This is a genomic window from Jeotgalibacillus sp. S-D1 (assembly GCF_004358665.1).
GTDB lineage: Bacteria > Bacillota > Bacilli > Bacillales > Jeotgalibacillaceae > Jeotgalibacillus.
The window spans coordinates 18,517-42,070 of sequence record NZ_SMZR01000005.1 but is presented as its reverse complement, the minus strand read 5'-3'; the positions used below and the strand labels follow the sequence as shown (position 1 = coordinate 42,070).

General features: G+C 42.0%; 19 protein-coding genes. 14 read left to right on the top strand and 5 right to left on the bottom strand.

What is annotated here, in order from left to right; all coding sequences use genetic code 11:
- Both E2R51_RS14495 and E2R51_RS14490 read right to left on the bottom strand, forming a co-directional pair.
- Positions 1-885: a hydroxymethylglutaryl-CoA lyase gene (locus tag E2R51_RS14495; RefSeq protein ID WP_133377816.1), complete on the bottom strand. Its 885-nt coding sequence runs from the start codon at positions 883-885 to the stop codon at positions 1-3.
- Complete coding sequence (locus tag E2R51_RS14490) at positions 882-1,553, bottom strand: GntR family transcriptional regulator (protein WP_133377815.1); 672 nt, start codon at positions 1,551-1,553, stop codon at positions 882-884. The genes E2R51_RS14495 and E2R51_RS14490 overlap by 4 nt, the downstream gene beginning before the upstream one ends.
- Before the next feature lie 225 nt (positions 1,554-1,778).
- Between E2R51_RS14490 and E2R51_RS14485 the strand changes: the two genes are divergently transcribed.
- From E2R51_RS14485 to hpaB, 7 genes are all read left to right on the top strand, one after another.
- Entirely contained in the window at positions 1,779-2,987 is a 1,209-nt protein-coding gene (locus E2R51_RS14485; RefSeq protein ID WP_205703337.1) for a CaiB/BaiF CoA transferase family protein, read from the top strand.
- 65 nt (positions 2,988-3,052) lie between these two features.
- Positions 3,053-3,310 carry a hypothetical protein gene (locus E2R51_RS14480; RefSeq protein WP_133377814.1) on the top strand — a complete coding sequence of 86 codons (258 nt, stop codon included), beginning with the start codon at positions 3,053-3,055 and terminating at the stop codon, positions 3,308-3,310.
- Between the two features lie 4 nt (positions 3,311-3,314).
- A complete protein-coding gene (locus tag E2R51_RS14475; protein WP_133377813.1) occupies positions 3,315-4,817 on the top strand; it encodes a sodium:solute symporter family protein in 1,503 nt (500 codons plus the stop codon).
- A 26-nt stretch (positions 4,818-4,843) separates the two neighbouring features.
- Complete coding sequence (locus E2R51_RS14470) at positions 4,844-6,088, top strand: MFS transporter (RefSeq protein ID WP_133377812.1); 1,245 nt, start codon at positions 4,844-4,846, stop codon at positions 6,086-6,088.
- A gap of 41 nt (positions 6,089-6,129) precedes the next feature.
- Positions 6,130-6,726 (top strand): flavin reductase family protein, encoded by a 597-nt coding sequence (locus tag E2R51_RS14465; RefSeq protein ID WP_133377811.1) that lies wholly within the window; start codon positions 6,130-6,132, stop codon positions 6,724-6,726.
- Positions 6,727-7,341: 615 nt separating this feature from the next.
- Entirely contained in the window at positions 7,342-8,154 is an 813-nt protein-coding gene (locus E2R51_RS14460) for a hypothetical protein (RefSeq protein WP_133377810.1), read from the top strand.
- 110 nt (positions 8,155-8,264) lie between these two features.
- Positions 8,265-9,710 carry a 4-hydroxyphenylacetate 3-monooxygenase, oxygenase component gene (gene hpaB, locus E2R51_RS14455; RefSeq protein WP_133377809.1) on the top strand — a complete coding sequence of 482 codons (1,446 nt, stop codon included), beginning with the start codon at positions 8,265-8,267 and terminating at the stop codon, positions 9,708-9,710.
- A gap of 88 nt (positions 9,711-9,798) precedes the next feature.
- On the opposite strand, the gene E2R51_RS14450 is transcribed toward hpaB, so the two are convergent.
- Positions 9,799-10,629: an N-acetylmuramoyl-L-alanine amidase family protein gene (locus E2R51_RS14450; RefSeq protein WP_133377808.1), complete on the bottom strand. Its 831-nt coding sequence runs from the start codon at positions 10,627-10,629 to the stop codon at positions 9,799-9,801.
- A 246-nt stretch (positions 10,630-10,875) separates the two neighbouring features.
- Between E2R51_RS14450 and E2R51_RS14445 the strand changes: the two genes are divergently transcribed.
- Positions 10,876-11,946 (top strand): C45 family autoproteolytic acyltransferase/hydrolase, encoded by a 1,071-nt coding sequence (locus tag E2R51_RS14445; RefSeq protein ID WP_133377807.1) that lies wholly within the window; start codon positions 10,876-10,878, stop codon positions 11,944-11,946.
- A 127-nt stretch (positions 11,947-12,073) separates the two neighbouring features.
- Here the strand turns inward: E2R51_RS14445 and E2R51_RS14440 are convergent, their stop codons facing one another.
- Positions 12,074-12,508, bottom strand: coding sequence for a MarR family winged helix-turn-helix transcriptional regulator (locus E2R51_RS14440; protein ID WP_133377806.1), 435 nt, complete (start codon positions 12,506-12,508; stop codon positions 12,074-12,076).
- 195 nt (positions 12,509-12,703) lie between these two features.
- Here E2R51_RS14440 and E2R51_RS14435 point away from each other — a divergent pair, with 195 nt between their 5' ends.
- The 6 genes from E2R51_RS14435 to E2R51_RS14410 all read left to right on the top strand — a co-directional run bounded on the left by E2R51_RS14435 (position 12,704) and on the right by E2R51_RS14410 (position 21,489).
- Positions 12,704-15,883 (top strand): bifunctional cytochrome P450/NADPH--P450 reductase, encoded by a 3,180-nt coding sequence (locus tag E2R51_RS14435; protein WP_133377805.1) that lies wholly within the window; start codon positions 12,704-12,706, stop codon positions 15,881-15,883.
- Between the two features lie 668 nt (positions 15,884-16,551).
- The gene (locus tag E2R51_RS14430) at positions 16,552-17,304 is read left to right on the top strand and encodes an IclR family transcriptional regulator (protein ID WP_133377804.1); all 753 of its coding nucleotides are present in this window, start codon (positions 16,552-16,554) and stop codon (positions 17,302-17,304) included.
- Positions 17,305-17,317: 13 nt separating this feature from the next.
- Complete coding sequence (locus tag E2R51_RS14425) at positions 17,318-18,265, top strand: sugar kinase (RefSeq protein WP_133378021.1); 948 nt, start codon at positions 17,318-17,320, stop codon at positions 18,263-18,265.
- 12 nt (positions 18,266-18,277) lie between these two features.
- Positions 18,278-18,931 carry a bifunctional 4-hydroxy-2-oxoglutarate aldolase/2-dehydro-3-deoxy-phosphogluconate aldolase gene (locus tag E2R51_RS14420; protein WP_133377803.1) on the top strand — a complete coding sequence of 218 codons (654 nt, stop codon included), beginning with the start codon at positions 18,278-18,280 and terminating at the stop codon, positions 18,929-18,931.
- Positions 18,928-20,076 carry a galactonate dehydratase gene (dgoD, locus tag E2R51_RS14415; RefSeq protein ID WP_133377802.1) on the top strand — a complete coding sequence of 383 codons (1,149 nt, stop codon included), beginning with the start codon at positions 18,928-18,930 and terminating at the stop codon, positions 20,074-20,076. Before E2R51_RS14420 ends, dgoD begins: the two co-directional genes overlap by 4 nt.
- A 57-nt stretch (positions 20,077-20,133) precedes the next feature.
- Positions 20,134-21,489: a GntT/GntP/DsdX family permease gene (locus E2R51_RS14410; RefSeq protein WP_133377801.1), complete on the top strand. Its 1,356-nt coding sequence runs from the start codon at positions 20,134-20,136 to the stop codon at positions 21,487-21,489.
- 232 nt (positions 21,490-21,721) lie between these two features.
- Here E2R51_RS14410 and E2R51_RS14405 read toward each other — a convergent pair whose 3' ends face one another.
- Positions 21,722-23,251, bottom strand: a complete 1,530-nt coding sequence (locus E2R51_RS14405; RefSeq protein ID WP_240733093.1) for an FAD-dependent oxidoreductase — start codon at positions 23,249-23,251, stop codon at positions 21,722-21,724.
- Positions 23,252-23,554: the final 303 nt, after the last annotated feature.

The following is a 23,554-nucleotide window of genomic DNA, read 5'->3' as shown; positions in this document are numbered from 1 at the left end:
TTATGCTATACCCGCCTTCATCAACATACCATCAAGCGGACGTTCCATATATTCTTCGAGCCATTTTGCCGTTTCGATAAGCTGGGCCAAATCTGTGCCTGTCTGGATCCCCATTCCATAAAACATGTTTACCATATCCTCCGTGCACACATTCCCCACTGCTTTAGGGGCGAATGGACAACCCCCAAGACCGGCGATAGAGGAATCAAATCTGCGTACTCCGCTTTCGTATCCGGCCAATGTATTGGCGAGTCCAAGTCCGCGGGTGTTATGGAAATGAAGTCCGAGGGATAAATCATCACCGAAAGCAGCAATAAACGATGCGATGACTGACTTAACCTGTGCGGGATTTGCCATACCTGTTGTGTCAGCCAGCGTGATTTCACTGCACCCGGCCTTAAGCAGTGATTCCGCTGCACGCAATACATCATCAACCGGCACATCTCCGGCGTAGGGGCAGCCAAAGGCTGTACCGAGAACCCCGGAGGCACCTTTCCCCGCTTGTATTCCATCTTGAACTGCCCGAGTTAATTCATCAAGGCTTTGGTTTACTGTCCGCTTTGCATTTTTTAAGTTAAATGCATCACTGGTTGCAGTGGTGACATGAAGAAAGTCAACGCTTGTGCGGAGGGCACGCTCAAGTCCTGAGTAGCTTAAAATAAGCCCGCCATAGCGTACGTCCTCCCGGTTAGGCAAGCGGTTAAGCACTTCTTCTGCATCAGCCATCTGAGGAACCACTTTTGGATTAACAAACGAAGTGACCTCTATATTTTTTATACCGTTGCTGATTAATTTTTGAATGAGCTCAACTTTTGTTTCGGTTGAAACCAGTTTCTTTTCATTTTGCAGACCATCTCTTGGTCCAACCTCGCATATCTCAATCATTTGGTCTCCTCCTTATATGAAACATCGTTTTTTAAATCCTCCAGATGAGTCAGCACCTGATCTCTTCCCTGGTAAATATGTTCATGCATGGCGATTCTGGCACGCTCTGTATCCTGCGATTCAATCGCCTGCAGGATAATTTTATGGTAATCAAGAGACCGCTTTAATTTCTCCTTGGAGTACCAGTAAAAAGAGCGGAAGACGATTGGAACGACGACAACCCTGGAAATATGAAAATGAATATGCTGATTTTTCGAAGCATTGATGATCGCATCATGAAACAGCTGATTCATTTCAACAATCTTTACGATTTGGTCAAAGTCACCCTCAACATACTGATTAATTGCTTCTTCGTATAATAAATTTGCCTCTGTAAGTTTTATCAGATCCTCTTCTGTACGGCTGGCGGCTGCCTGGGCAGCGGAGTAGCCTTCCAGCAATGTGCGCAGATCGTAAATCTGACGTATATCCTCTTTTGTAAAATCGCGTACGCTGACCCCTTTTTTTAACGGAATAATTAATCCTTCCGTCTTTAATTGTTTTATCGCTTCTCGTATAGGGGTCCTGCTGATTTTTAATTCCTGTGCAAGGTATTCTTCCGTCAGCCTCATCCCCGGCTGATATTTTCCCTGGATGATGCTGTCTTTAATAAAATTGTATGCATTCATGTCAACACCTCAATTTGATTGTATACAATAAAAATATAATTTTCAATAAATTCAAAAAAATGAAGTTAAATTGATTAAATCAGCTGTAAAAAAGGACTAAAAGACTAATTTGGAATCGCTTTCAAAAATACTCTTGATTTATTGTATACAGTGCTGTTAGTATTGTACACAACATTCAGAAAGTTCAATAAATATGTAATTTATGGAGCTGCAGGAGGGATTAATATGGGAGAACACGAGGAAAAAATGCCTTTGGAGAATATTCGGGTGCTGGAGCTTGGCACGCTGCTGGCAGGGCCGTTCTCAGGCCGTCTGCTGGCCGATTTTGGAGCTGAAGTAATCAAAGTAGAGCCGCCGGGGAAGGCGGATCCCATGAGAAAGTGGGGGAAAGAAAAAAACGGGACCGGTCTGTGGTGGCCGATTCAATCCCGCAATAAAAAATCAATCACCATCAATTTACGGGAAAAAGAAGGACAGGATCTTTTAAAGGAGCTTGTTAAAAAATCGGATGTTTTAATTGAAAATTTCAGGCCAGGAACAATGGAAAAGTGGAATTTGTCGTACGAGATTCTTTCTGAAATCAATCCAAAACTTATCATGGTCAGGACTTCAGGGTTCGGTCAAACAGGTCCTTATAAAGAGCGGGCAGGTTTTGGAAGTGTAGGAGAAGCAATGGGAGGCTTGCGCTATGTAACAGGCTATGAAGACCGCGCGCCAACGAGAGTGGGAATATCAATCGGGGACACACTGGCAGCACTGTTTGCCACCATTGGCTGCCTGGTGGCAATTAACGAAAGGACCCGTTCAGGTAAAGGACAGGTCGTTGACACCGCTTTATATGAATCGGTTTTCTCGGTTATGGAAAGCCTGATCCCGGATTATCTGCTGGCTGATTTTGTGAGAGAGCGCATGGGAAATATACTGCCTGGTGTGGCTCCATCAAATATTTACTATACCAAAGATGATACATATATTGTGATAGGCGCAAATGCAGATGGCGTGTTTAAACGGTTATGCGAAGCAATGGACCAAAAAGAACTTTCCGATGATCCTGCATTTAACACGCATGAAGCAAGAGGATTAAATATGAAAAAACTGGACTTTATCATTGAAGAGTGGACTAAAACCCTGCCTGCAGAGGAAGCGCTTAAGCGTTTAGAAGAGAAAGGGGTTCCCTCCGGCTTAATTTTTTCGGCGAAGGATATTGTGGAAGATCCACATTACAGGGAGCGGGAAATGATCGTAACAGTAGACCACCCAGTATTAGGTGACTTCCCGATGCCTGGTGTTGTACCCAAGCTCAGCCGTACACCTGGAAAAATCAATTTTCCGGGTGCTGAGAGCATGGGCAAGCATAATGGTGAGATTTATAAAGATTTGCTGGATTTATCAAGTGATGAAATCACAGCCTTGACGGATAAAGGAATAATTTAATCTCAGACAATTGTAAACTAGCTGACTTTAGCAGTAAGCGATTACAAAAAAAGAGGTGGACAGGAATGAAAAATCAGACAAAAGAGCCTATTCAAAAAAAATGGATCTGGATAGGGATGTTTCTTATCATGCTTGCCATTGTGCCCTGGTACTACCCAAGAGGAGGAGAAGTAGCCATTATTTTGGGTTTTCCATACTGGGCGTTAATCTCTCTATTTTTTTCACTTGTTTTATGCGGATATTTGAGCTGGCTGTGCATTAGTCAATGGCATATCGTTGAGGATCTTGAAGAAAACGAGAATCGGAATAAAACGGGGAGGTAAATAGATGAATCTGACATTCGCAGGGATGGATGGAATTATTATTCTGTCTTCTTATGCTCTCATCATGCTGCTGATCGGTTATCTTGCGGGAAGAGGAAAGGATATTCATAACAGTTTATCAGGGTATTATCTGGCAGGTAAAAATTTAGGCATCATCGCTTTGTTTTTTACCCTTTATGCAACCCAATATAGCGGAAACACCATAATCGGTTATGCACCTACTGCTTACAGGACCGGCTTTTCCTGGCTGCAGTCCATTTCCTTTATGACGATTATTATCGGAATTTATCTGCTTTTTGCACCCAGATTGTACGTCATTTCGAAAAGGGAAAACTTTGTTACACCGACAGATTGGATACAGCATCGTTTCAAATCAAAGGCGGTAACCATCTTAAGTATCCTTCTTATGCTGTGGGGGCTTGGAAATTATCTTCTGGAGCAATTAGTGGCAATTGGACAAGCTGTAGCAGGACTAACGGGCGGCACCATTCCCTATCAATATGGCGTAATCGCTTTTGTGCTGGTCATGGTCATTTATGAATGGATGGGCGGCATGAAGGCTGTTGCCTTTACGGATGTGATGCAGGGAATTGTATTAATGGTTGGGATCGTTGTTTTCCTGATCGGTGCTTTATATTTGGTTGGAGGAGACTTTGGCAGTGTTACTTCTTTTATTGCGGCTACGGAGCCTGCTAAAGTTGGGATACCGCCAATGGATGTTTCAATCAACTGGTTCAGTATGCTCCTGCTGGTCGGTTTCGGGGCTTCAATTTATCCTCATGCGGTGCAGCGGATTTATTCAGCGGAAAGTGAACGTACATTAAAACGGTCATTTTCAAGAATGGCTTTGATGCCGCCAATAACAACCGGGTTGGTCTTTGTTATTGGCATTATCGGTATCATGATGTTCCCTGGACTCGACACTGGGGGTTCTGAGCAGCTGGTTGGATTAATGGCAAATGAAATTGCGGCGATCAACCCATTCTATTATTGGATTATGATTTTGTTTTTTGGGGGCATTGTGGCTGCGATTGTTTCAACTGCTGATTCTGTGTTACTAAGTTTTTCTTCCATGATTTCAAATGATGTGTATGGAAAATTCATTAACCCGAATGCATCGGAACATAAAAAAGTAATGATCGGAAAATATGGTGGGATTGTGGCTGTTGCTATATTACTGTGGCTCGCCTGGAATCCTCCTGCTACTTTATACCAGATTTTTGTGTTGAAATTTGAATTGCTGGTACAGGTGGCGCCGGCTATTATTCTGGGGCTATATTGGAACAAGCTTTCTGCAAAACCAGTTTTCTTTGGCATGCTTGCAGGGGCTTTACTGGCGGGCATATTGACTTTAACAGGCAATAGCACAGTGTTTGGCATACATGGAGGTGTATTGGGGCTTTCACTAAACTTTTTAATTGCAGTTGCAGGTTCATTATTCGTTACTTCCTCTTCAGAAGAAGTGTCAGAAGCAGAAGAAATGACGTCATTAAAAATAGAAGCATGATCCTGAATAAAAAGAGATGATCTATTATGAAAGATATACTGGGAAAAGAGATAGTGCTAAAATCCATTAATCCGTGGAAGATGCTCGTTTGGCTTTTAATCACCCAATTAATGGTGGCATTCATTGGGCGCAGCCCCGGACCGCTTGGTATTTTAATCGGAGAGGATTTTTCTCTGACGAAAGCTCAAATTGGATTGCTGCCTTCAGCTCTTTTCGCAGGACAGGCGCTTGCCTCTGTCCCTGCAGGCTTTATGGTAGATCGGCTTGGTTCGAGGCTGTTGTTAATGAGCTCAGCCTTTTGTTTAGGCGGCAGCTTTATCATCATAACATTTCAGTCCCAGTACTGGCTGCTGCTGCTGTTCATTGTGATTGGCGGATTAGGTTATGGGGCCATGCACCCGGTGACTAATCGGGGGATCATTTATTGGTTTCACCAAAAACAGCGTGGAACAGCAATGGGAATCAAGCAAATGGGCATTACGCTGGGATCTGCTCTTGCCGGATTACTTTTGCTGCCGCTCGCAGCTGTCCATGGATGGAGGCTGGTGTTATGTATTGCGGGTGTTTCCTTGCTTCTTGCAGGAATTGCTGCTTTTATTCACTACCGTGATCCTGCAGAAGTACAGGTAAATGCCAGCAGACAGTCGATAAAATCCTTCTATTTATCGCTATTGAAAATGGCTAGGCATAAACCATTATTATTTGTCAGTTTAAGTGCATTATTTCTTAATGGTTCTCAGATGTGCCTAAATACATATATCGTTTTATATGCTTATGAAAAAATTGGAATCAGTTTGTTTTATGCTGGCATGCTGTTTGTTATTTCAGAAATCAGCGGCTCTTTTGGCCGCATTGGCTGGGGAGTAATCAGCGACCGTTTTTTTAATGGGAAGCGGGTCATCATTCTTGTAATCATTGCCATACTAACGGCTGCAGCCAGTATGGGAATTGCCTTTATTCCAACTGGCACCTCCTTTATTGCCATTGTTCCGGTTGTCATCATTTTTGGCTTTGCCGTGTCCGGTTTCAATGGCATATGGATGAACCTCGCTTCGGAGCTCGTTCCAAAAGAACAAACAGGATTATCAAGTGGCTTCAGCATTATGGTTGGATCACTTGGTGTTATGATTGTTCCTCCGTTTTTTGGCGTAATGGTCGATCAAAGCGGAAGTTATACAGCGGGATGGCTGACAATCACATGTTTGATGGCAGTGGTATTAACAATGCTTTTGTTTCTGAATAAGTTTATGAAAAATGAAAGACTTAACTAACCAATCTGTTTCAGTTTTATCAAGTAAAAAGGAGAATGAAAATGAAATTTAATCCGGCAGAATTAGAGACGAAAGCAGTGTATAAATTATTAAGCGGTTCTGTTGTTCCAAGGCCCATCGCCTGGGTATCCACCATAAACGAAAATGGTGAGCATAATCTTTCTCCCTTCAGTTTTTTTACTGTTGCATCCAGACAGCCGCCCATGCTCTGCATTTCCATTGGTCCTGGCGTAGGGGAGAGAGAAGGAACAATTAAAGACACACTTACAAATATTCGTACGCAAAAAGAGTTTGTGATTAATATTGTGCCGTCAGATTTGGGCAATGAAATGCAAAAAAGTTCAGAAAATGTGCCCAGTCATGTAGACGAGTTCCAGTACGCAAATCTTACGCCGAAAGATAGTGATTTTATCAAACCGAAAAGAGTACAGGAAGCTCCTATTCAAATGGAGTGCAGGCTAAATCAAATTATTGAACTGGGGAGTGATTATTTGATTATCGGTGAAATGGTTCTTTACCATATTAAAGAGGATTATTATCTGGACAACTATAAAGTTAATCTGGAAAAGCTGCGGCCTCTGGGCAGACTGGCTGGCAACTATAGTGAATGCACTAATTTTTTTACGCTGCCTAAATAAGTGGTCCGGTACTTGAAAATGTCGGTCCATTCCCGCTTTATCACTCAAGAGTCCCCGTATCCGCTTCAATCAACCTAAGCGACCAAAGATTTACGAGGTAATCTAAAAAGAAAAAATATTGCACAAACTCTAGAATGTTTTCATGGATAAACTCATGAAGGCATTCTTTTTATCATTTATAATAATTCATCCCAGCCTATTAATAGATAAAAAGCGAAGTTAGGACATAACTCCATAAGTCATGTGAATTGATCCTATTCTAATTGTAAAAATGAAGTGAACGGAGCGGAAGGTGGCGACTCCTGCAGGATTTGACGGCAAGCTGAGACCTCGCAAGGCGAAGCCTGAAGAGGGCTCAGCGCCGTCCCTGCGGAAAGCGTCCGCCTGAAGCGCAGTGAACCGGTTAAAAGAGGATAAGACACATTCATCCCAACCTCACTATTTTTTAGTATGTTTTAATTGTTTCCCTATGCAGAGAGCTCATATTTTACTACAATAAAGGAATGTTTTTGAAAATCTTGCTAAAGATCATATAAATGACAAACTTATTATGCAACAATAATAGTATGATAATAATAGTTTTCAAAAAGCTATTCGTTAAAAAGAGGTGTTAGGGTGAATTTTTTATTTTTATTTAGTCAGCTGCAAAAACGAATTAAAGCAAGAACCAGTTTTTACACTCTATTTATCTCGTCTCCTGAACTCGATGATAAAAGTAATAATAAAAAACGAAAGTGCTATGGATTAGCTGCCGCAATCATCTTCATTTATTCTGTGCTGCTATTCCTGAATATAGGAAACTGGATTCGTTCCTTTCTTGGTTTAGCAGGGATTGAAGGCGTTGCCGGGGTGATTATGGGTGTAATCATTGCCGCTATTCCGATCATTTTCATAGCCGGAATCGCAATACGCTATGTGATAAGGCTTTATCCGTATTCATATAATGGCATATTTTCATTGGTTGATCCGTTTATTATGGATGAATTCCGAGGGTGGATTCGTGAAAATCAATACAGCAGTAACGCTGTTGAATACTATATACTTCCGTTTGTTCAGGAAGAAATTAAAGAAAAAAGAAGAAACCCTGCTATCACCTTTTTAGAGAAAGTAATTCCTTCTTTTGCAACGAACCTTCCGATCGCCATACTCATGATCCTGTTTGTCATTGGAATTGCCGACAGTGGATTTAGAGAAAATATAAACGAAGATTTATTAAACACCATAACAATTCTTTTTCTTCAACTTACAATTTTGGTCACGGTTATTGGAGCATTTTTTTATAAGAGCATCATTGAACTGCTATTCTTTATATTTTCGGAGACAAAAAAACTGAGACGTCTTGAACAAATCATCTACGCGTACTTAATTCAAATGGATTCGCCCACAAATACCTTTTCAATTCCGCCCAGAAAAACGAAAAGAAGCTGAATGAAAAAATTCTGATACAGAATACTTTTTCAAAACGAAAATATTCTATAAAGGCAGAGGTTTTAAAACGGGACGCAAGAAAGGAATTCTTGTGGAGAGGTGAACCTAATATGGGTGCGATTAACGGGGTTAAGTACTTGAACAGAATTAATCAGCTTAACAGTGAGATCTGGATAGATGGAAAACAAGTGAAAGGCCCTTTGTCAAATCACCCTTCCTTCAAAGGGGTGATGAAAAGCCAGGCTGCCCTTTACGATTTGCAGCATGATCAATCGCTGAAAGAAATAATGACGTATAAATCTCCAAAAACAGGTGCCAGGGTGGGGGCCTCATTTTTACTTCCTGCAACGAAGAAAGATTTAAAAAAACGCCGTTTAATGATTCAGGAATGGGCAAAAACAAATGCCGGGATGATGGGGAGAAGCCCCGATTATATGAATACGGTGTTAGTATCGCTTGTAGCTTCTATGGATGTCTTCAAGGAAAGTGAAAATTGTTTTCCGGAGAATGTCCTGACCTTTTATGAGAAGGCAAGAGAGAATGACTGGTCATTTACCCATACCTTTATCAACCCTCAGGTGAATCGGTCACCCTATCAGTTGTTTGAGAGTTCAGAAGAAATTATTCCTGCCAAGATTGTGGACCGAACCGAAGAGGGAATTGTGATTAAAGGTGCAAAGCTTCTTGCCACACAGGGCGGAATGACGGATGAAATCATAGTATATTCTGCAGCTGGAACGATAGATAATTCTCATTCCTACTCTTTTTCTATCCCAAGTAATACAAAAGGTCTTAAATTTCTCTGCAGACAGCCCTTTACCCATACAGATTCCGCTTTTGATTCACCCCTGGGTTCGCGTTTTGAAGAAAGCGATGCGCTGGTTGTTTTTGATCATGTAGTGGTTCCGTGGGATCGCGTTTTTCATTACGACAATATTGAAATAAACAACACACTGGCTGCTAAAGGAGCCTATACAAGGCTTGCTCTGCATCAGGTGGTGGCCAGACAAGTAGTAAAAGTAGAATTTATACTGGGCGTAGCACAGTTAATTGTCGAGACAATCAACTCAGGAGAGTATTCTCATGTCCGTGAAAAAGTAGCTGAAATTATTATTGCGCTTGAAACCATGAAAGCTTTTTTAGTTGCTTCTGAAGAAGGAGCAGCAAGTGAAAAGGGAATTATGCTTCCAGCATTAAATCCTCTCTATGCTGCCATCAACACGTTTCCCAAGCTGTATCCAAGGCTGACTGAAATCCTGCAGCTTTTAGGAGCAAGCGGCATGGTCGCAATTCCTACAGAAAAGGATTTCCAGTCGGAAATAAAAGAGGATCTTAATCTTTATATGAAATCACATACTAAAAACGCCAGGGACCGGGTTAAGCTTTTTCGCCTTGCCTGGGATACGTGCATGAGCAGCTTCGGCTCAAGACAAACCCTGTATGAACGCTATTTTTTTGGAGATCCTGTGCGATTAGCAAACACCCTGTATCAAACGTATAACAGGGAGGATCTAATTAAAAGGGTTGAAGACAATTTTTTGAATGATGTTCAGTAAAAGTAGAACGGATTTGGTACAGAAACGCATAAAACAACCCACCTGCAGATGGGTTGTTTTTTTACTTTTAAAAAGTAGGTGCGGGCTGTTATTGTTTTAAAAATCTCTGCACTTTTGCAGCAGTTTCAAATCGGTCTTTTCCTGAGAGCAATGTAATCTTAGCAGCTTCAAGACCAACAGAAGTTCCACCGACGATAATCAGCTCTTTGGTTCTTTTTTCTTTGAGTACCTTTTTTGGATAAATGGGTGCTTTTAATCTAATAGACAGTATTTCTGCCCAAGGATAATCATAAATAGAATTAATCACAATTGCTTTTTCTACCATATCTTCTTGCTGTTCTTGCTGCATTAACCTTAACCCAAAATACTCTGCAATTCCTTTGGCAATGGCTTCTCCTGCCTGTTTTAAAACCGCATCATCTCTCATCTTCACAATGTCCACACTTGAATCCATAAATCCGCCTTCCGTTAAGATAGCAGGCATATTTGTTTCTCTTAAAACATGGAAGTTTTCCGCTTTGACCCCTCGATTCTTTAAGCCCATTGCCTGAACCAACTTTGGATGGATCGCATTTGCTAAACGCAGAGATTCCGGATTTTCCGATGCAGGTGTCATGACGAATGTTTCTGTACCGCTATGAGGTCCGTATTCACCCTGTAAAGCGTTATGATGAACACTGATATAAATGTCTGCATTATAAGCATTCGCGCGATTTGTCCTCACATTCAATGGAACATCTGTCTTTCCGGTTGCATCATCCACCCGCAATTGGTCAATATTCTCATAATTCCTCAAAAACAACATTCCTGCCCGAACCACTTTGTCATTAAATGTCCATTCGTACTCGCCATCAGGTGTTCGTTTGCCGGGAGTTGAATTACTTCCTCCATGTCCAGCATCCCAAACGATCTTTACCATTCATTTTTCCTCTTTCATTTTTGATAATCTAGTGAATGAAAAAAACTTCTAATTTGTATATTTTATTCAGCAGGATAATCTAATAATTAGGCGATGTATACAGAATGAAAAAATATTTTGAATTCAAACTATCAAATTTTCAGTATATAAAAAGAGGCAGTATAGAAAGCGCTCTATGCTTTACTCCTCCCGGCTGTTCACCTAAACTATTGAGCATATACGCGAAACAGAAGAGGAGGGAAATAATTGAAGCAAATATATAGCGAAATCCTATCATTTCGAGGGAACCACTATGAATTCGGGTATTACCAGGGAAAGCTTCTTGAAAACTCATTAACTGTTCAAAACAGGGAGAAGCAATGGAAGGTTAGAAAGCCCAGATTTATTGTGGAAGAATCTGAAGCAAAAGAAGCCATTACCCAATTTACCCCTGGTTTGTGGCAGGAGCTGAAAGGGTTACAGGAAGCTTTGGAATGGCCAATGAACCAGGTGTTAATGGAGTTTGGCGGATACCGGGTAAATTATAATCGATCGGGCTGTTCCATTATGACTGGGGACGGTTATATGATGCGAAATTATGATTATATGCCCAAAACCTATGAAGGGCGTTATGCTTTTTATCAGCCAACTGATATGGGTTATGCAACAGCTGGGCCTACGCAGCGAATCACCGGCCGGATGGATGGCATGAACGAACATGGTTTATGTCTTGGCTACAATTTTATGCACCGCAAAAAACCGGGACCGGGATTTATATGCTGTGCAATTGGAAGAATGGTTCTGGAATCCTGTGTGAATACAAAAGAAGCGGTGGCCATGCTGAAAGAAATTCCGCACAGGCATTCATTCAGCTATACAGTCTTCGATCGGAGCAGCCAGACTTATATAGTGGAAACATCGCCCCGCGGAGTGGAAGTAAGGCAGTCCAATGTCTGCACAAATCACTTTGACATTATGACAGATGAAAACCGCAACCACCTTGAAGACTCAATGAAGAGACTCGATGCGATCACTGCACAAAGAGATGGAGTCAAGTCAGCTTATGAAGCATTCCGTCTAATGAACGATACCGATAAAGGCGTATTTTCCAAGCAATACAGAAACTGGGCCGGCACAATCCATACATCCGGTTATTTGCCAAATAAAATGAAAGCCTGGTTTGCACTTGGCGGTGATCAGGAGCCGGTGGAGCTTGATTTTGGAAAATGGCTGCAGGGTGAAGAACTGAAGTTCGACCGAATAACAGGTGAAGTAGATACCGATATTCCATTTGTTCATATGGACAGAGGAGCTTATTGGTCTGCTAAAAATAAGTAAAAAAAGTATATAACAATAACTGCAAAAGACAGGCTTAGACTCCGTATGGCTAAACCTAAGAAGGCTCAAGCGAAGTGGAAAGAAGAGGGTGAGACACATTTGTCTCACCCTCTTCTTTATTGCCCTTTTATTTAAGCAGCTGATTAATTCTGTGAAGCTGTTTTGTGAATGTCACAATTTCTTCATTTGAAAATTCGCTGCTTAATAAATCATTTAAATGCCCATAGATTACTTTTTCGCTTGTATTCATTAAATGCAGGCCTTTATCTGTAATTTTTACGCTTTTTTCACGTCGGTCACGCCCGGAGCTGATAGCAATCAGCCCGCCAAGCTCAAGCTTTTTGATCCGATTGGAAATAGCCGTTTTAAAAACCCCCTGAATAGCAGCAATTTCACTCTGAGAAATATCCGGATGTTCTTTTATGATCCGAAGTGTCTGCAATTGTTGGGAGGAATATTGATTTAACTCCTCATTTTGAGCAATTATTTCCGCTACATATGCATTTATATTCCATATGGCTTCACTGAATTGGACGAAAGCCTGGCTGATATCTTTTGACATTGGTACATCCCCTAAACTATAATATGTGTGTATTGTACATGCCATGAACTATTACGACTAGACTAAAAAATGGCAGTCATAAGTTTAACTAAGAATCTTAACGGTTAACAATTTATATTTCTAAAACCATCATAACTACCTTTAAGTCTAAGGATCAAGAAGACAAACCGATTTAATTACAGAAAGGTGTTTTTTATGGAGACAATGTACGCAATTCCTCAGCCGAAAACGTATGGACCGCTTGGCAATTTACCTTTAATAAATAAGGATAAGCCTACCCTGTCCTTATGCAAGCTTGCAGATGAACATGGTCCGATCTTTCGCTTTAATACACCTGCATCTGACAGTATCATTATATCCAGTCCGGAGCTGGTCGCAGAGGTTTGCGATGAATCCCGTTTTGATAAAAGCATTGAAGGCGCACTGGAAAAAGTTCGTGCTTTTGGAGGAGATGGTTTGTTTACAAGCTGGACCCATGAGCCGAACTGGCAGAAAGCACATAATATTTTAATGCCAACCTTCAGCAAAAGAGCGATGAAAGGATATCATTCCATGATGATCGACATCGCCACACAGCTTGTTCAGAAATGGGAACGCCTTAATCCAAATGAAAGCATTGATGTGCCGGAAGATATGACACGTCTTACGCTTGATACGATCGGGTTATGCGGATTTAACTACCGATTCAACAGTTATTACAGAGAAACACCCCATCCTTTTATAAACAGTATGGTCAGAGCGCTGGATGAATCCATGCATCAGCTTCAGCGAATGGATCTTCAGGATAAGCTAATGGTTAAAACCAAACGGCAATACAACCAGGATATTCAGGAAATGAATACCCTCGTGGACAATATTATCGCAGAGCGAAAAGCAAGTGAAGATCAAAATGAAAAAGATTTACTTTCACTGATGCTTCATGCGAAGGATCCTGAAACGGGTGAAAGATTAGATGACGAAAATATTCGTTACCAAATCATCACCTTTCTCATTGCAGGACATGAGACGACAAGCGGACTACTGTCTTTTGCTTTATATTATTTACTGAAAAATCCGGAAAAACTGCAAAAAGCATATGAAGAAGTGGACCGTGTGTTAACGGATGATACACCAACTTATAAACAGGTAACACAGCTTGACTACGTGAAAATGATTTTAAATGAATCATTGCGTCTATGGCCAACCGCTCCAGCCTTCAGTCTAAATCCGAAAAAAGACACAGTAATTGGAGGAAAGTATCCAATTAAAAAGGGAGAAAAGGTCACCGTTCTTATTCCACAGCTTCACCGTGACAGAGGCGCATGGGGAAATGATGCAGAAGAATTCAAGCCGGAACGTTTTGAAGACCCATCCAAGGTGCCAAATGATGCATACAAGCCATTTGGAAACGGGCAAAGAGCCTGTATTGGCATGCAGTTTGCCCTCCATGAAGCAACATTGGTTCTTGGTATGATCCTTAAACAATTTCAATTGATGGACCACTCCGATTACGAGCTTGACATCAAACAGACTTTAACGTTAAAACCCGGAGATTTTACAATGCGTGTAAAATCCCGCAGTGGTCAGCGCATTCAATCATCCGTTCAGCAGCCTGTAAAAGAAGAGGAAAACAACAAAAAAGAGAATATTCCTTCTTCTTCTCTGTCAGGTGTTAATGACCGTGAGCTTCTTGTTTTATATGGATCGGACATGGGCACAGCAGAGGGCATTGCCAACGAGCTTGCTGATACTGCAAGTTTATACGGAGTTAAAAGTGAAGTGGCCACCCTGAACGATCGGATTGGCCAATTGCCCAAAGACGGGGCTGTCATCATTGTGACCGCTTCTTATAACGGCAAGCCGCCAAGAACAGCAGTCAAGTTTGTTGAATGGCTGACCGATTTGAATGCAGGGGAATTGGACGGCGTTCATTATACGGTATTTGGCTGCGGAGACCGAAACTGGGCGAGCACATACCAGGATGTACCGCGGCTGATTGACCAGCAGCTTGAACAAAAAGGCGCTGTACGTTTTTCTGACCGGGGTGAAGGCGACGCAAGCGGAGACTTTGAGGAGCAATTTGACCAATGGAGAAGCCGCATGTGGGAGGATACACTTGCTGCTTTTGATTTAGAATTAAATGAAGAAGTAAAAAAAGACCGCAGCACATTATCCGTGGAGTTTGTCAGTGGACAGCCGGAATCGCCATTAGTCAGAACCTATGGTGCAGTACGTGCAGTTGTTAAAGATAACCGCGAGCTTCAATTAGATGGAAGTGAAAGAAGCACCCGGCATGTGGAGATTCAGCTGCCGAAAGGTGTAACATATCAAGAGGGGGATCACCTGGGTGTGCTTCCAACCAACAGTGAAGAAAATGTTCACCGGGTTCTTACTCGTTTTGATTTAAATGGGGAAGATCAACTGCTGCTGACAGCAAGCGGCCACAGCGCTGCCCATCTGCCTTTGGACCGTCCTGTCAGTCTGTTTAACCTATTTAGCAGCAGTGTAGAATTGCAGGAGCCGGCAACCAGAGCACAAATCCGTGAACTGGCGCAATATACGGTCTGTCCTCCGCATAAAGTTGAATTGGAAAAAATGACGGAAGAAGACAATTATAAAGAAGAAATTCTAACAAAACGCATCTCAATGCTTGATCTGATGGAAAAATATGAAGCATGTGAATTGCCTTTTGAACGGTTTTTGGAACTTCTGCGTCCGTTAAAACCGAGATACTATTCAATTTCCAGTTCACCTAAAGTAAATTCAGAAGTGACCAGCATAACGGTCAGTGTTGTGAGGGGTGCTGCCTGGAAAGGACATAGTGAGTACCGGGGTGTAGCGTCTAATTATTTATCTGACCGCAAAGCAGGGGAGGAGCTATTGGTATTTGTCCGTACACCGGAAACCAGGTTCCAGCTGCCGGAAGACCCAATGACACCTGTTATAATGGTTGGACCTGGCACTGGTGTTGCTCCGTTCAGAGGTTTCCTGCAAGCCCGTTCAGCTTTAAAGAACGAAGGCAAATCGCTGGGAGAAGCACATCTCTACTTTGGATGCAGAAATGATATGGACTTTATTTATCGCAAGGAACTGGAACAGTTCAAAGAAAATGGGATTGTCACGCTTCATACTGCTTATTCCCGGGTACAGGGATCGCCAAAAACGTATGTCCAGCATTTAATGGCAGATCATACAGAAAATTTAATCCGCATACTTGGAAGTGGAGGAAAACTTTATGTATGCGGCGACGGCACGCATATGGCAGGAGACGTTGAAGCAGCACTGCTGAAAGCCTATCAAACGGTTAATCATACTGATGCTGATGAAGCCAAAATCTGGCTCGATCAGCTGCAGCAGAATGGAAGTTACGCAAAAGACGTTTGGGCTGGAAGTTAACCAGATTAGACCCGTACTATGTGAGCACGGGTCTTTGTTTATGTAAGATAGAGAGGGGAGCAGGAGTTTTCAGGAGAAAAGTTCTACATTACAGTGGAGAAAAGCGGCGTTTTTGATAGGAAAGGGAGACTTCTACATCTCAAAGTGAACCTTCTGCACTTCCAAGGAGACTTTCTACCACTAAAATTAAACCTTCTACATCTCGTCCAAAACCTTCTACACTTTCAGTTAAACCTTCTACAAGAAATTCGATTTTTCATCTTCAATAATCCAGCCCCCAAACATAAAGAGCCGACGAGCTATGTGCTCGCCGGCTTCATTTGAAAAACTATTGGATAGAACTTTGGTTAATCCCAAACACCTTTTCCACATCTATTAAAAAGCAAATGCCTTTACCAGCCTGATGAACAAGTATAAGAAAAAGTTGCAGTAGTATGACTACCAATGTGACGGAAATATCGCTGATGAAACGCTTGTTATGAATGATTTAACTTTATGCACTTGCCCACCCTGAATTTTTCAAGCTTACAAAAAGTAGAATAATATTCCATTATATTTACTTTGAATAACAAAAAAGAGTTTGACGAAAGCGTTTTCTTTTGTTAAGCTCATTCTATTAAATCACATATAAGAATTAAAATCACATATGTGAATTGAAGAGGTGTAAGATGTCAGTAAAATCAGCCGTACGTGTAATGGAAATATTGGAATTGCTTAGTGAATATTCAGAGGGATTAACAAGTAAAGAAATTAGTCTTACGCTCTCTTTCCCACAAAGCAGTACTTTTAATCTTGTGCAAACACTTTGCACAAGAGGGTATTTGGTTCAAACCATTTCAAAGAAATATAAACTTGGTCCAAAGCTTATTCATATTGGATCAAATGCAATGGAAGGACTCGATGTTCAGTCTGAGGGAGAAGTGTACTTGCGGGAGTTAATGGAGGAAGTGCAGGAGACCGTATTCATGGCTGTTTTAACAGAGGATGAGCTTGTTTATGTATCTAAGCTGGAATATAACCGCTCCATCCGAACCGGTGCAAAAATAGGTTCCCGAAAGCCTCTTTATTGTACTGGCCTGGGAAAAGCTTTTCTTGCTTTCCTGCCTGAACAAAAAAGAGAGAGCCTCATTAATGAACTGGATCTGAACAAAATCACAGAAAAGACGGTCACATCAAAACCGATCCTTTTACAACAGCTCAAAAACTATGCAGAGCAAGGATACGCGATTGACGATGAAGAAAATGAAGAAGGATTGTACTGTCTTGCCGCTCCGGTCTTTAATGCAAGAAATGAGATGGCAGCTGCCATCAGCATCGCAGGGCCAAAGTTCAGGATGTTGCCGAATAAAGAGCCGATCGTTCAGAAACTTTTGACTGCTTCTGAAAAAATATCCCGAAATCTCGGTTATACCAATTCTTAAGGGGGGTTAAATGATGGATGTAGTGACACTTGGGGAAACAATGGTTTCTTTTACGTCTCAAACTACTGGCTTGATGAGGTATGCACGCCAATATCAGTCAGCATTTGCAGGTGCTGAAACAAACACAATGGCCGGGCTGTCAAGGCTGGGTCATCGCACGGGGTGGATCAGCCGTGTTGGTGATGATGAGCTGGGTGCTTCTGTTCTTTCATTTGTAAGAGGCGAGGGCATTGATGTGAGCCGGGTAAACAAGGATGAATCATCACCTACCGGTTTAATGCTAAAGGAAATAATAAATGAAGAAAATGTAAGGGTTTACTATTATCGAAAAGGTTCTGCTGCAAGCAATTTAAACCCGGATGACATCAGTGAGAAGTACATAGCACAAGCTAAATATTTATATATTACGGGAATTACCCCTGCCTTAAGCAGTTCTTGTCTTGCAGCTGTTCTGCAGTCCATTACATATGCAAAGAAGCATTCGGTTAAAGTGATTTTCGATCCTAATCTGCGTAAAAAACTTTGGGGAGAGGAAAAAGCACGTGAGGTTCTTCTTAAAATTGCATCCGAGTCAGATATTGTTTTGCCGGGGATATCAGAAGGGGAATTTCTGTTTGGGATAAAGGATGAAAAAGAGATCGCACGGCAGTTTAAGGAAATAGGGGCTGCTTCAGCAGTGGTCAAGCTTGGTGAGCAGGGAGCCTATTATTTAGCCGGTAAGGAGGGAAAATACGTGGCGGGATTTAAGGTGAAATCCATCGATCCCGTCGGCGCGGGCGATGGATTTGCAGCAGGATTCATTTCAGGACTCCTTGATGAACTGAGTTATGAAGAGGCTGTCCTCAGGGGATGCGCAATTGGCGCGATGGTGACAACAACTGTCGGTGATATTGAAGGTTTGCCCGATCACAGGCTTCTTGGGGATTTTATGGCAGAAACTAAGGAAGATGTAGTTAGATAGGGGGAAAAAGAGATGAATAAAGCATTAACCAGAATACTGGATAGCAAGATGGTTCCCATCGTGAGAGGACAGTCCCCGGAAGATGTTCTTAAGATTGCCTGGTCTTTGCATGAAGGGGGCGTTCAGGTGATCGAAATCACTTTAAATTCACCTAAAGCACTCGAGTCCATTGAATTAGTCAGCCGTGAGCTTGGAAATGTTATGACGGTAGGAGCAGGGACTGTACTTGATCCTGAATCCGCACGCGCCGCTTTATTAGCGGGGGCATCTTTTATCCTGGCGCCCTCTGTAAATACGGAAACGATTAAAATGACAAAAAGATATGGGGCTGTCAGCATACCTGGGGCTATGACGCCGACTGAAATCGTAACTGCCTATGAAAGCGGCTGCGACATTGTCAAGGTGTTTCCAGTTACGACGCTTGGACCGGATTACATTAAGGACCTAAAAGGACCGCTTGGACATATTCCGCTTATGCCTACCGGGGGTGTTGATCTTGCGAACTTTGAAGCCTATTTGAAAAACGGGGCAGTTGCCTGCGGCCTGGGAAGTTCGCTCGTTCATTCAAAAACCGAAATTAATCAGGCATATCTGAAAAACCTAACAGATAAAGCGAGACAATTTACTTTGCTAACAGAGCAGTTTAAAGGAGGAACAAAAAAATGAAAATTACCGGTTATGAGCTATTTCAAGTACCGCCAAGATGGCTGTTTTTGAAAATTGAAACGGATGAAGGTATCACAGGGTGGGGGGAGCCGGTAATTGAGGGCAAAGCCTCAACGGTCAAGGCTTGTGTTCATGAACTGATGGAACAATTAATTGGAAAAGATCCAGCGCGTATCGAAGATCACTGGAACATGATGTACCGCTCCGGATTTTACCGGGGAGGCCCCATACATATGAGTGCCATTGCGGGAATTGATCAGGCCCTTTGGGATATTAAAGGGAAATTTTATGATGCTCCTGTTCATCAATTGCTGGGAGGGGCCTGCAGGGATTCAATCCGCGTGTATTCATGGATAGGCGGAGACCGTCCGGCAGAAGTTGGTATAGCAGCAAAAGAAGTGGTTGATGCAGGTTTTACTGCGGTAAAAATGAACGGTACGGAAGAACTTCAATATGTCGATTCATATGAAAAGATTGATCAAACTGTGGCAAGAATTGCAGCAGTGCGGGAAGCAGTTGGAGATTATATAGGAATCGGGATCGACTTTCACGGGAGAGTTCATAAACCGATGGCTAAAATACTGGCGAAAGAGCTTGAACCGTTTCGCCCGATGTTTATAGAAGAACCTGTTTTGCCGGAAAATAATGAAGCGTTGAGGGATATTGCGATGCATACGAATATTCCCATTGCGACGGGTGAACGGATGTTTTCAAGATGGGATTTTAAAAAGCTGCTGTCTGACGGCTATGCAGACATTATTCAGCCCGATCTGTCTCATGCGGGTGGAATTACAGAATGCAAAAAGATTTTCTCAATGGCAGAGGCGTATGATGTTGCGGTAGCTCCTCACTGTCCTCTTGGACCGATTGCCCTTGCAGCCTGTCTGCAGGTTGATGCAACAGCTCACAACGCGTTTATTCAGGAGCAGAGTCTTGGAATTCATTATAATGTTGAAAGTGATTTACTGGACTACATCATGGATAAATCTGTTTTTCATTATGAAAAAGGGCATGTAAAGATTCCTAAGGGACCAGGGCTTGGAATCGAAATAAACGAAGATCACGTTCGGAAGCTTGCGGAGAAGGGCCACAATTGGAAAAATCCTGTGTGGAGACATGCAGATGGAACAATAGCAGAATGGTAGATTAATAACTTCGTCAGAAATTTTTAAGAAGATCATTAAACAGGGGAGGTTTTACACGTGTCATCAGGGGGATTAATTATTGTTACGATTCTGGCAATTTCGCTGCTGCTGTTTTTGGTGATGAAATCAAAGCTTCAAGCATTTGTTGCTTTGCTTATCTCAAGTTTGTTTATCGGGATTGCTTCAGGTATGGAGCTTCAGGAGATTATCTCCTCCATTGAAGAAGGAATGGGAGGAACACTTGGTTTTATTGCGGTTGTCGTTGGTCTCGGGGCGATGTTTGGGGAGCTGCTCCGTGTATCTGGCGGTGCAGAGCGGCTGGCCTTAACACTGGTTAATAAGTTTGGAGAAGGACGTGTACAATGGGCGTTGGGCTTAACGGGTTTTATTGTTGCGATTCCCATTTTCCTTGATGTGGCGCTTGTCATCCTGGTGCCGATTATCTACAGTCTGGCACAAAAAACAAAAAAATCACTGCTCTACTTTGGGATGCCTCTGCTGGCCGGTCTGGCTGTAACGCATAGTTTTGTCCCGCCAACACCAGGACCTATTGCGGTAGCTTCGGTGTTAGGGGCTGATTTAGGCTGGGTCATTTTATTTGGGGTTCTGGCTGGACTGCCTGCCATGATTATTGCCGGACCTCTGTTTGGGCGCTACATAGGAAGAAAAATTCATATCAAAGTACCGGACTACATTCTTGAAAACGAAATGGGTAAAAAGGAATACAACGAAAAAGAATTGCCTAGCTTTTTGCTTGTGGCTGTTTTGATTTTAATTCCATTATTTTTAATTATATTAAACACAGTTTTGGGAACAGTATTGCCGGAAGGAGACAGTGTTCGCGAATTCTTTACTTTTGTTGGTCATCCATTTGTAGCATTAACTATCTCGACTTTATTGACTTTTTATTTTCTTGGAACAAAGCGCGGTTACACAAAAGAAGAGGTTCAAAAAATTGCAACGAAATCTCTTGAGCCAGCAGGGATTATTATCCTGATTACCGGAGCAGGGGGAGTTTTTAAGCAGACGCTGATTAATAGTGGAGTAGGGGATGTCTTAGGGAATATGATGGCAAATTCCAGTATGCCGCTCATTTTGCTTGCGTTTTTAATTGCCACTTTTGTTCGGGTTGCACAGGGCTCTGCAACTGTCGCAATGATTACAGCAGCTGGCTTAATCGCGCCTGTGCTTGAAGTTGTCGACGTTTCATCTGCTATGCTTGGGCTGCTGGTTATCTCGATCGCTTCAGGAGCCACTGTATTCTCTCATGTAAATGACTCAGGGTTCTGGCTGGTAAATCGTTTCTTCGGCTTAACGGAAAAAGAGACGCTGCAAACCTGGACGGTTATGGAGACAATCATTGGTTTTGTGGGATTTGCGGTTGTGTTTAGCATTAGTTTATTTATATCTTAGAGAGAATAAAGACTCTCTCAAACTACCAACAATACTTGTGAGAACAAATAAATAGAATTTGATTGTAATCAGTTTCCCGGGAAATAATTTCTACTTAGCCAGGGTGATTGAATCTGAATTTTCTTATGAAACGAAGTTTTACTATCAATTCTTAGGTGATAAAAAACGACAAAAGAATGCTGTCACGAAACTTCTTCGTGACAGCATTTTTTTATCTGGATTATTGTCTTGTTTATTTCGGCTTCACTTTCTTTAGCGGTTTAACAGCAGGTCCTTCCACTACCTCGCCTTTATAGGAAAATCTTGATCCGTGGCAGGGGCAGTCCCAGGTGCGCTCTGCCTCGTTCCACTCGCATTCGCATCCCATATGCGTACATGTTCTGTCTATTAAATGCAGCTTGCCGTTTTCATCTTTATAAGCGCCTGTTCGTTTTCCGTCTATTTTAACCACAGCGCCTTCATCGGCTTTTAATTCCTCTTTCTTTTTCTCTGCGGGCTCCAGTTTTCCTTTAACCATATGCGCAGCAACATTTGTATTGGTTGCAATAAATTTTTTAATACTCGGATCTGCTTCAAAGCGGGCTGGATTATACAGATGAGCGTACGGATTTTCTTTATTAACAATCAGATCCTTGATTAATAAGGCAGCAGCAGTTCCGTGTGTCATGCCCCATTTTCTAAAGCCTGTGGCAACATAAATATTTTTTTGCTTGGAAGTAATAGGGCCTATAAACGGCACCATATCGAGCGTAAATAAGTCCTGAGAAGACCAGCGATAGGGGTAATCTGTTATACCGAGCATTTCTTCAGCAAACTCTTCAAGTGCTTCGTAATGCTTGACAGTATTAATACCTTGGCCGGTTTTGTGACTTTCTCCGCCGACAATAATCAGCTCCCCGCCGTTAAATGGGGTGGACCTTAGGGAGCGTGCAGGCTTATCTGCACTGAAATACATCCCGCCAGGAAAATCCTTTTTCGTTTTTACCCCAATTGAATACGAGCGTTCAGGATGCATTTTGGCAAAATAAAAGCCCTTGAAGTCAGCGAATGGAAAGTGGGAGGCGATAACAACATGTTTGCATTGCACTTTAAAGCCTTCATTGGTCACAACACGAGCGTTCTCACCTTCTTCAATATCTGCAGCAGTTGTATGTTCATATACTTTGCCGCCTGCATCCAAAAAATCCCTAAGCAGCGGCTTCAAATATTTTAAAGGATGAAACTGTGCCTGGTTTTTCATTGACAGCACTGCTTTTGTATCAATATTAAACGGGATGCTTTCACTGAGCTCACCGCTGATTCCGAGCTTTTGATAAGCCTCCATTTCTTTTTCCAGCTTTTTAGCGGACTTACTGGATTCGGCATAAATAAAGGCATCCTCATTGCTAAAATCACACTCTATCTTTCTCTGAGATGTGATGCTGCGTATAAAGTGAAGTGCTTCTGCCTGAGATTGATAGTAAGCAAGCGCTTTCTCTTCACCTAAATGACTAATTAAATCATCATATAAGAGTCCATGCTGTGCTGTAACCTTTGCTGTTGTATGTCCGGTTGTACCGTTTATGAGGCTGCCCGACTCCAAAAGCGATACGTTAAATCCCTCTTTAACAAGCAGATAGGCTGCTGTAATGCCGGTTATGCCACCGCCCACTACGGCAATATCTGTTGCTGTATCACTCTTTAACTTTTCAAATGATGGAATTTCTTCCTCTTTCCAATATGGCTCCGGAAATCGCGGCATCGTGAATTTTGATGATTGCATGGTGTTCCTCCTATTCTCTCCATTTTTAAATAGCGTGTTTTTAAGTACGATACCCCTATATAAAAAAGGTAATCAATTTTATGGAAAAAAGAGATTTTATCCTGGAGCCAGAAGGCGGCGAATTGTTTAAATAGGAAATATTTACAAATAATAATGTAATGTAGCTTTTTAACATTAATGATGTATTATAGAAAAAAGGTTAAATAGATTAATTTCACATTAATATAGAAGACTGGTTACTATTCTGGACTGTTGATAAAAGGACGGAATACTCTTATTGATGATAAAAAATTGAATAAAAAG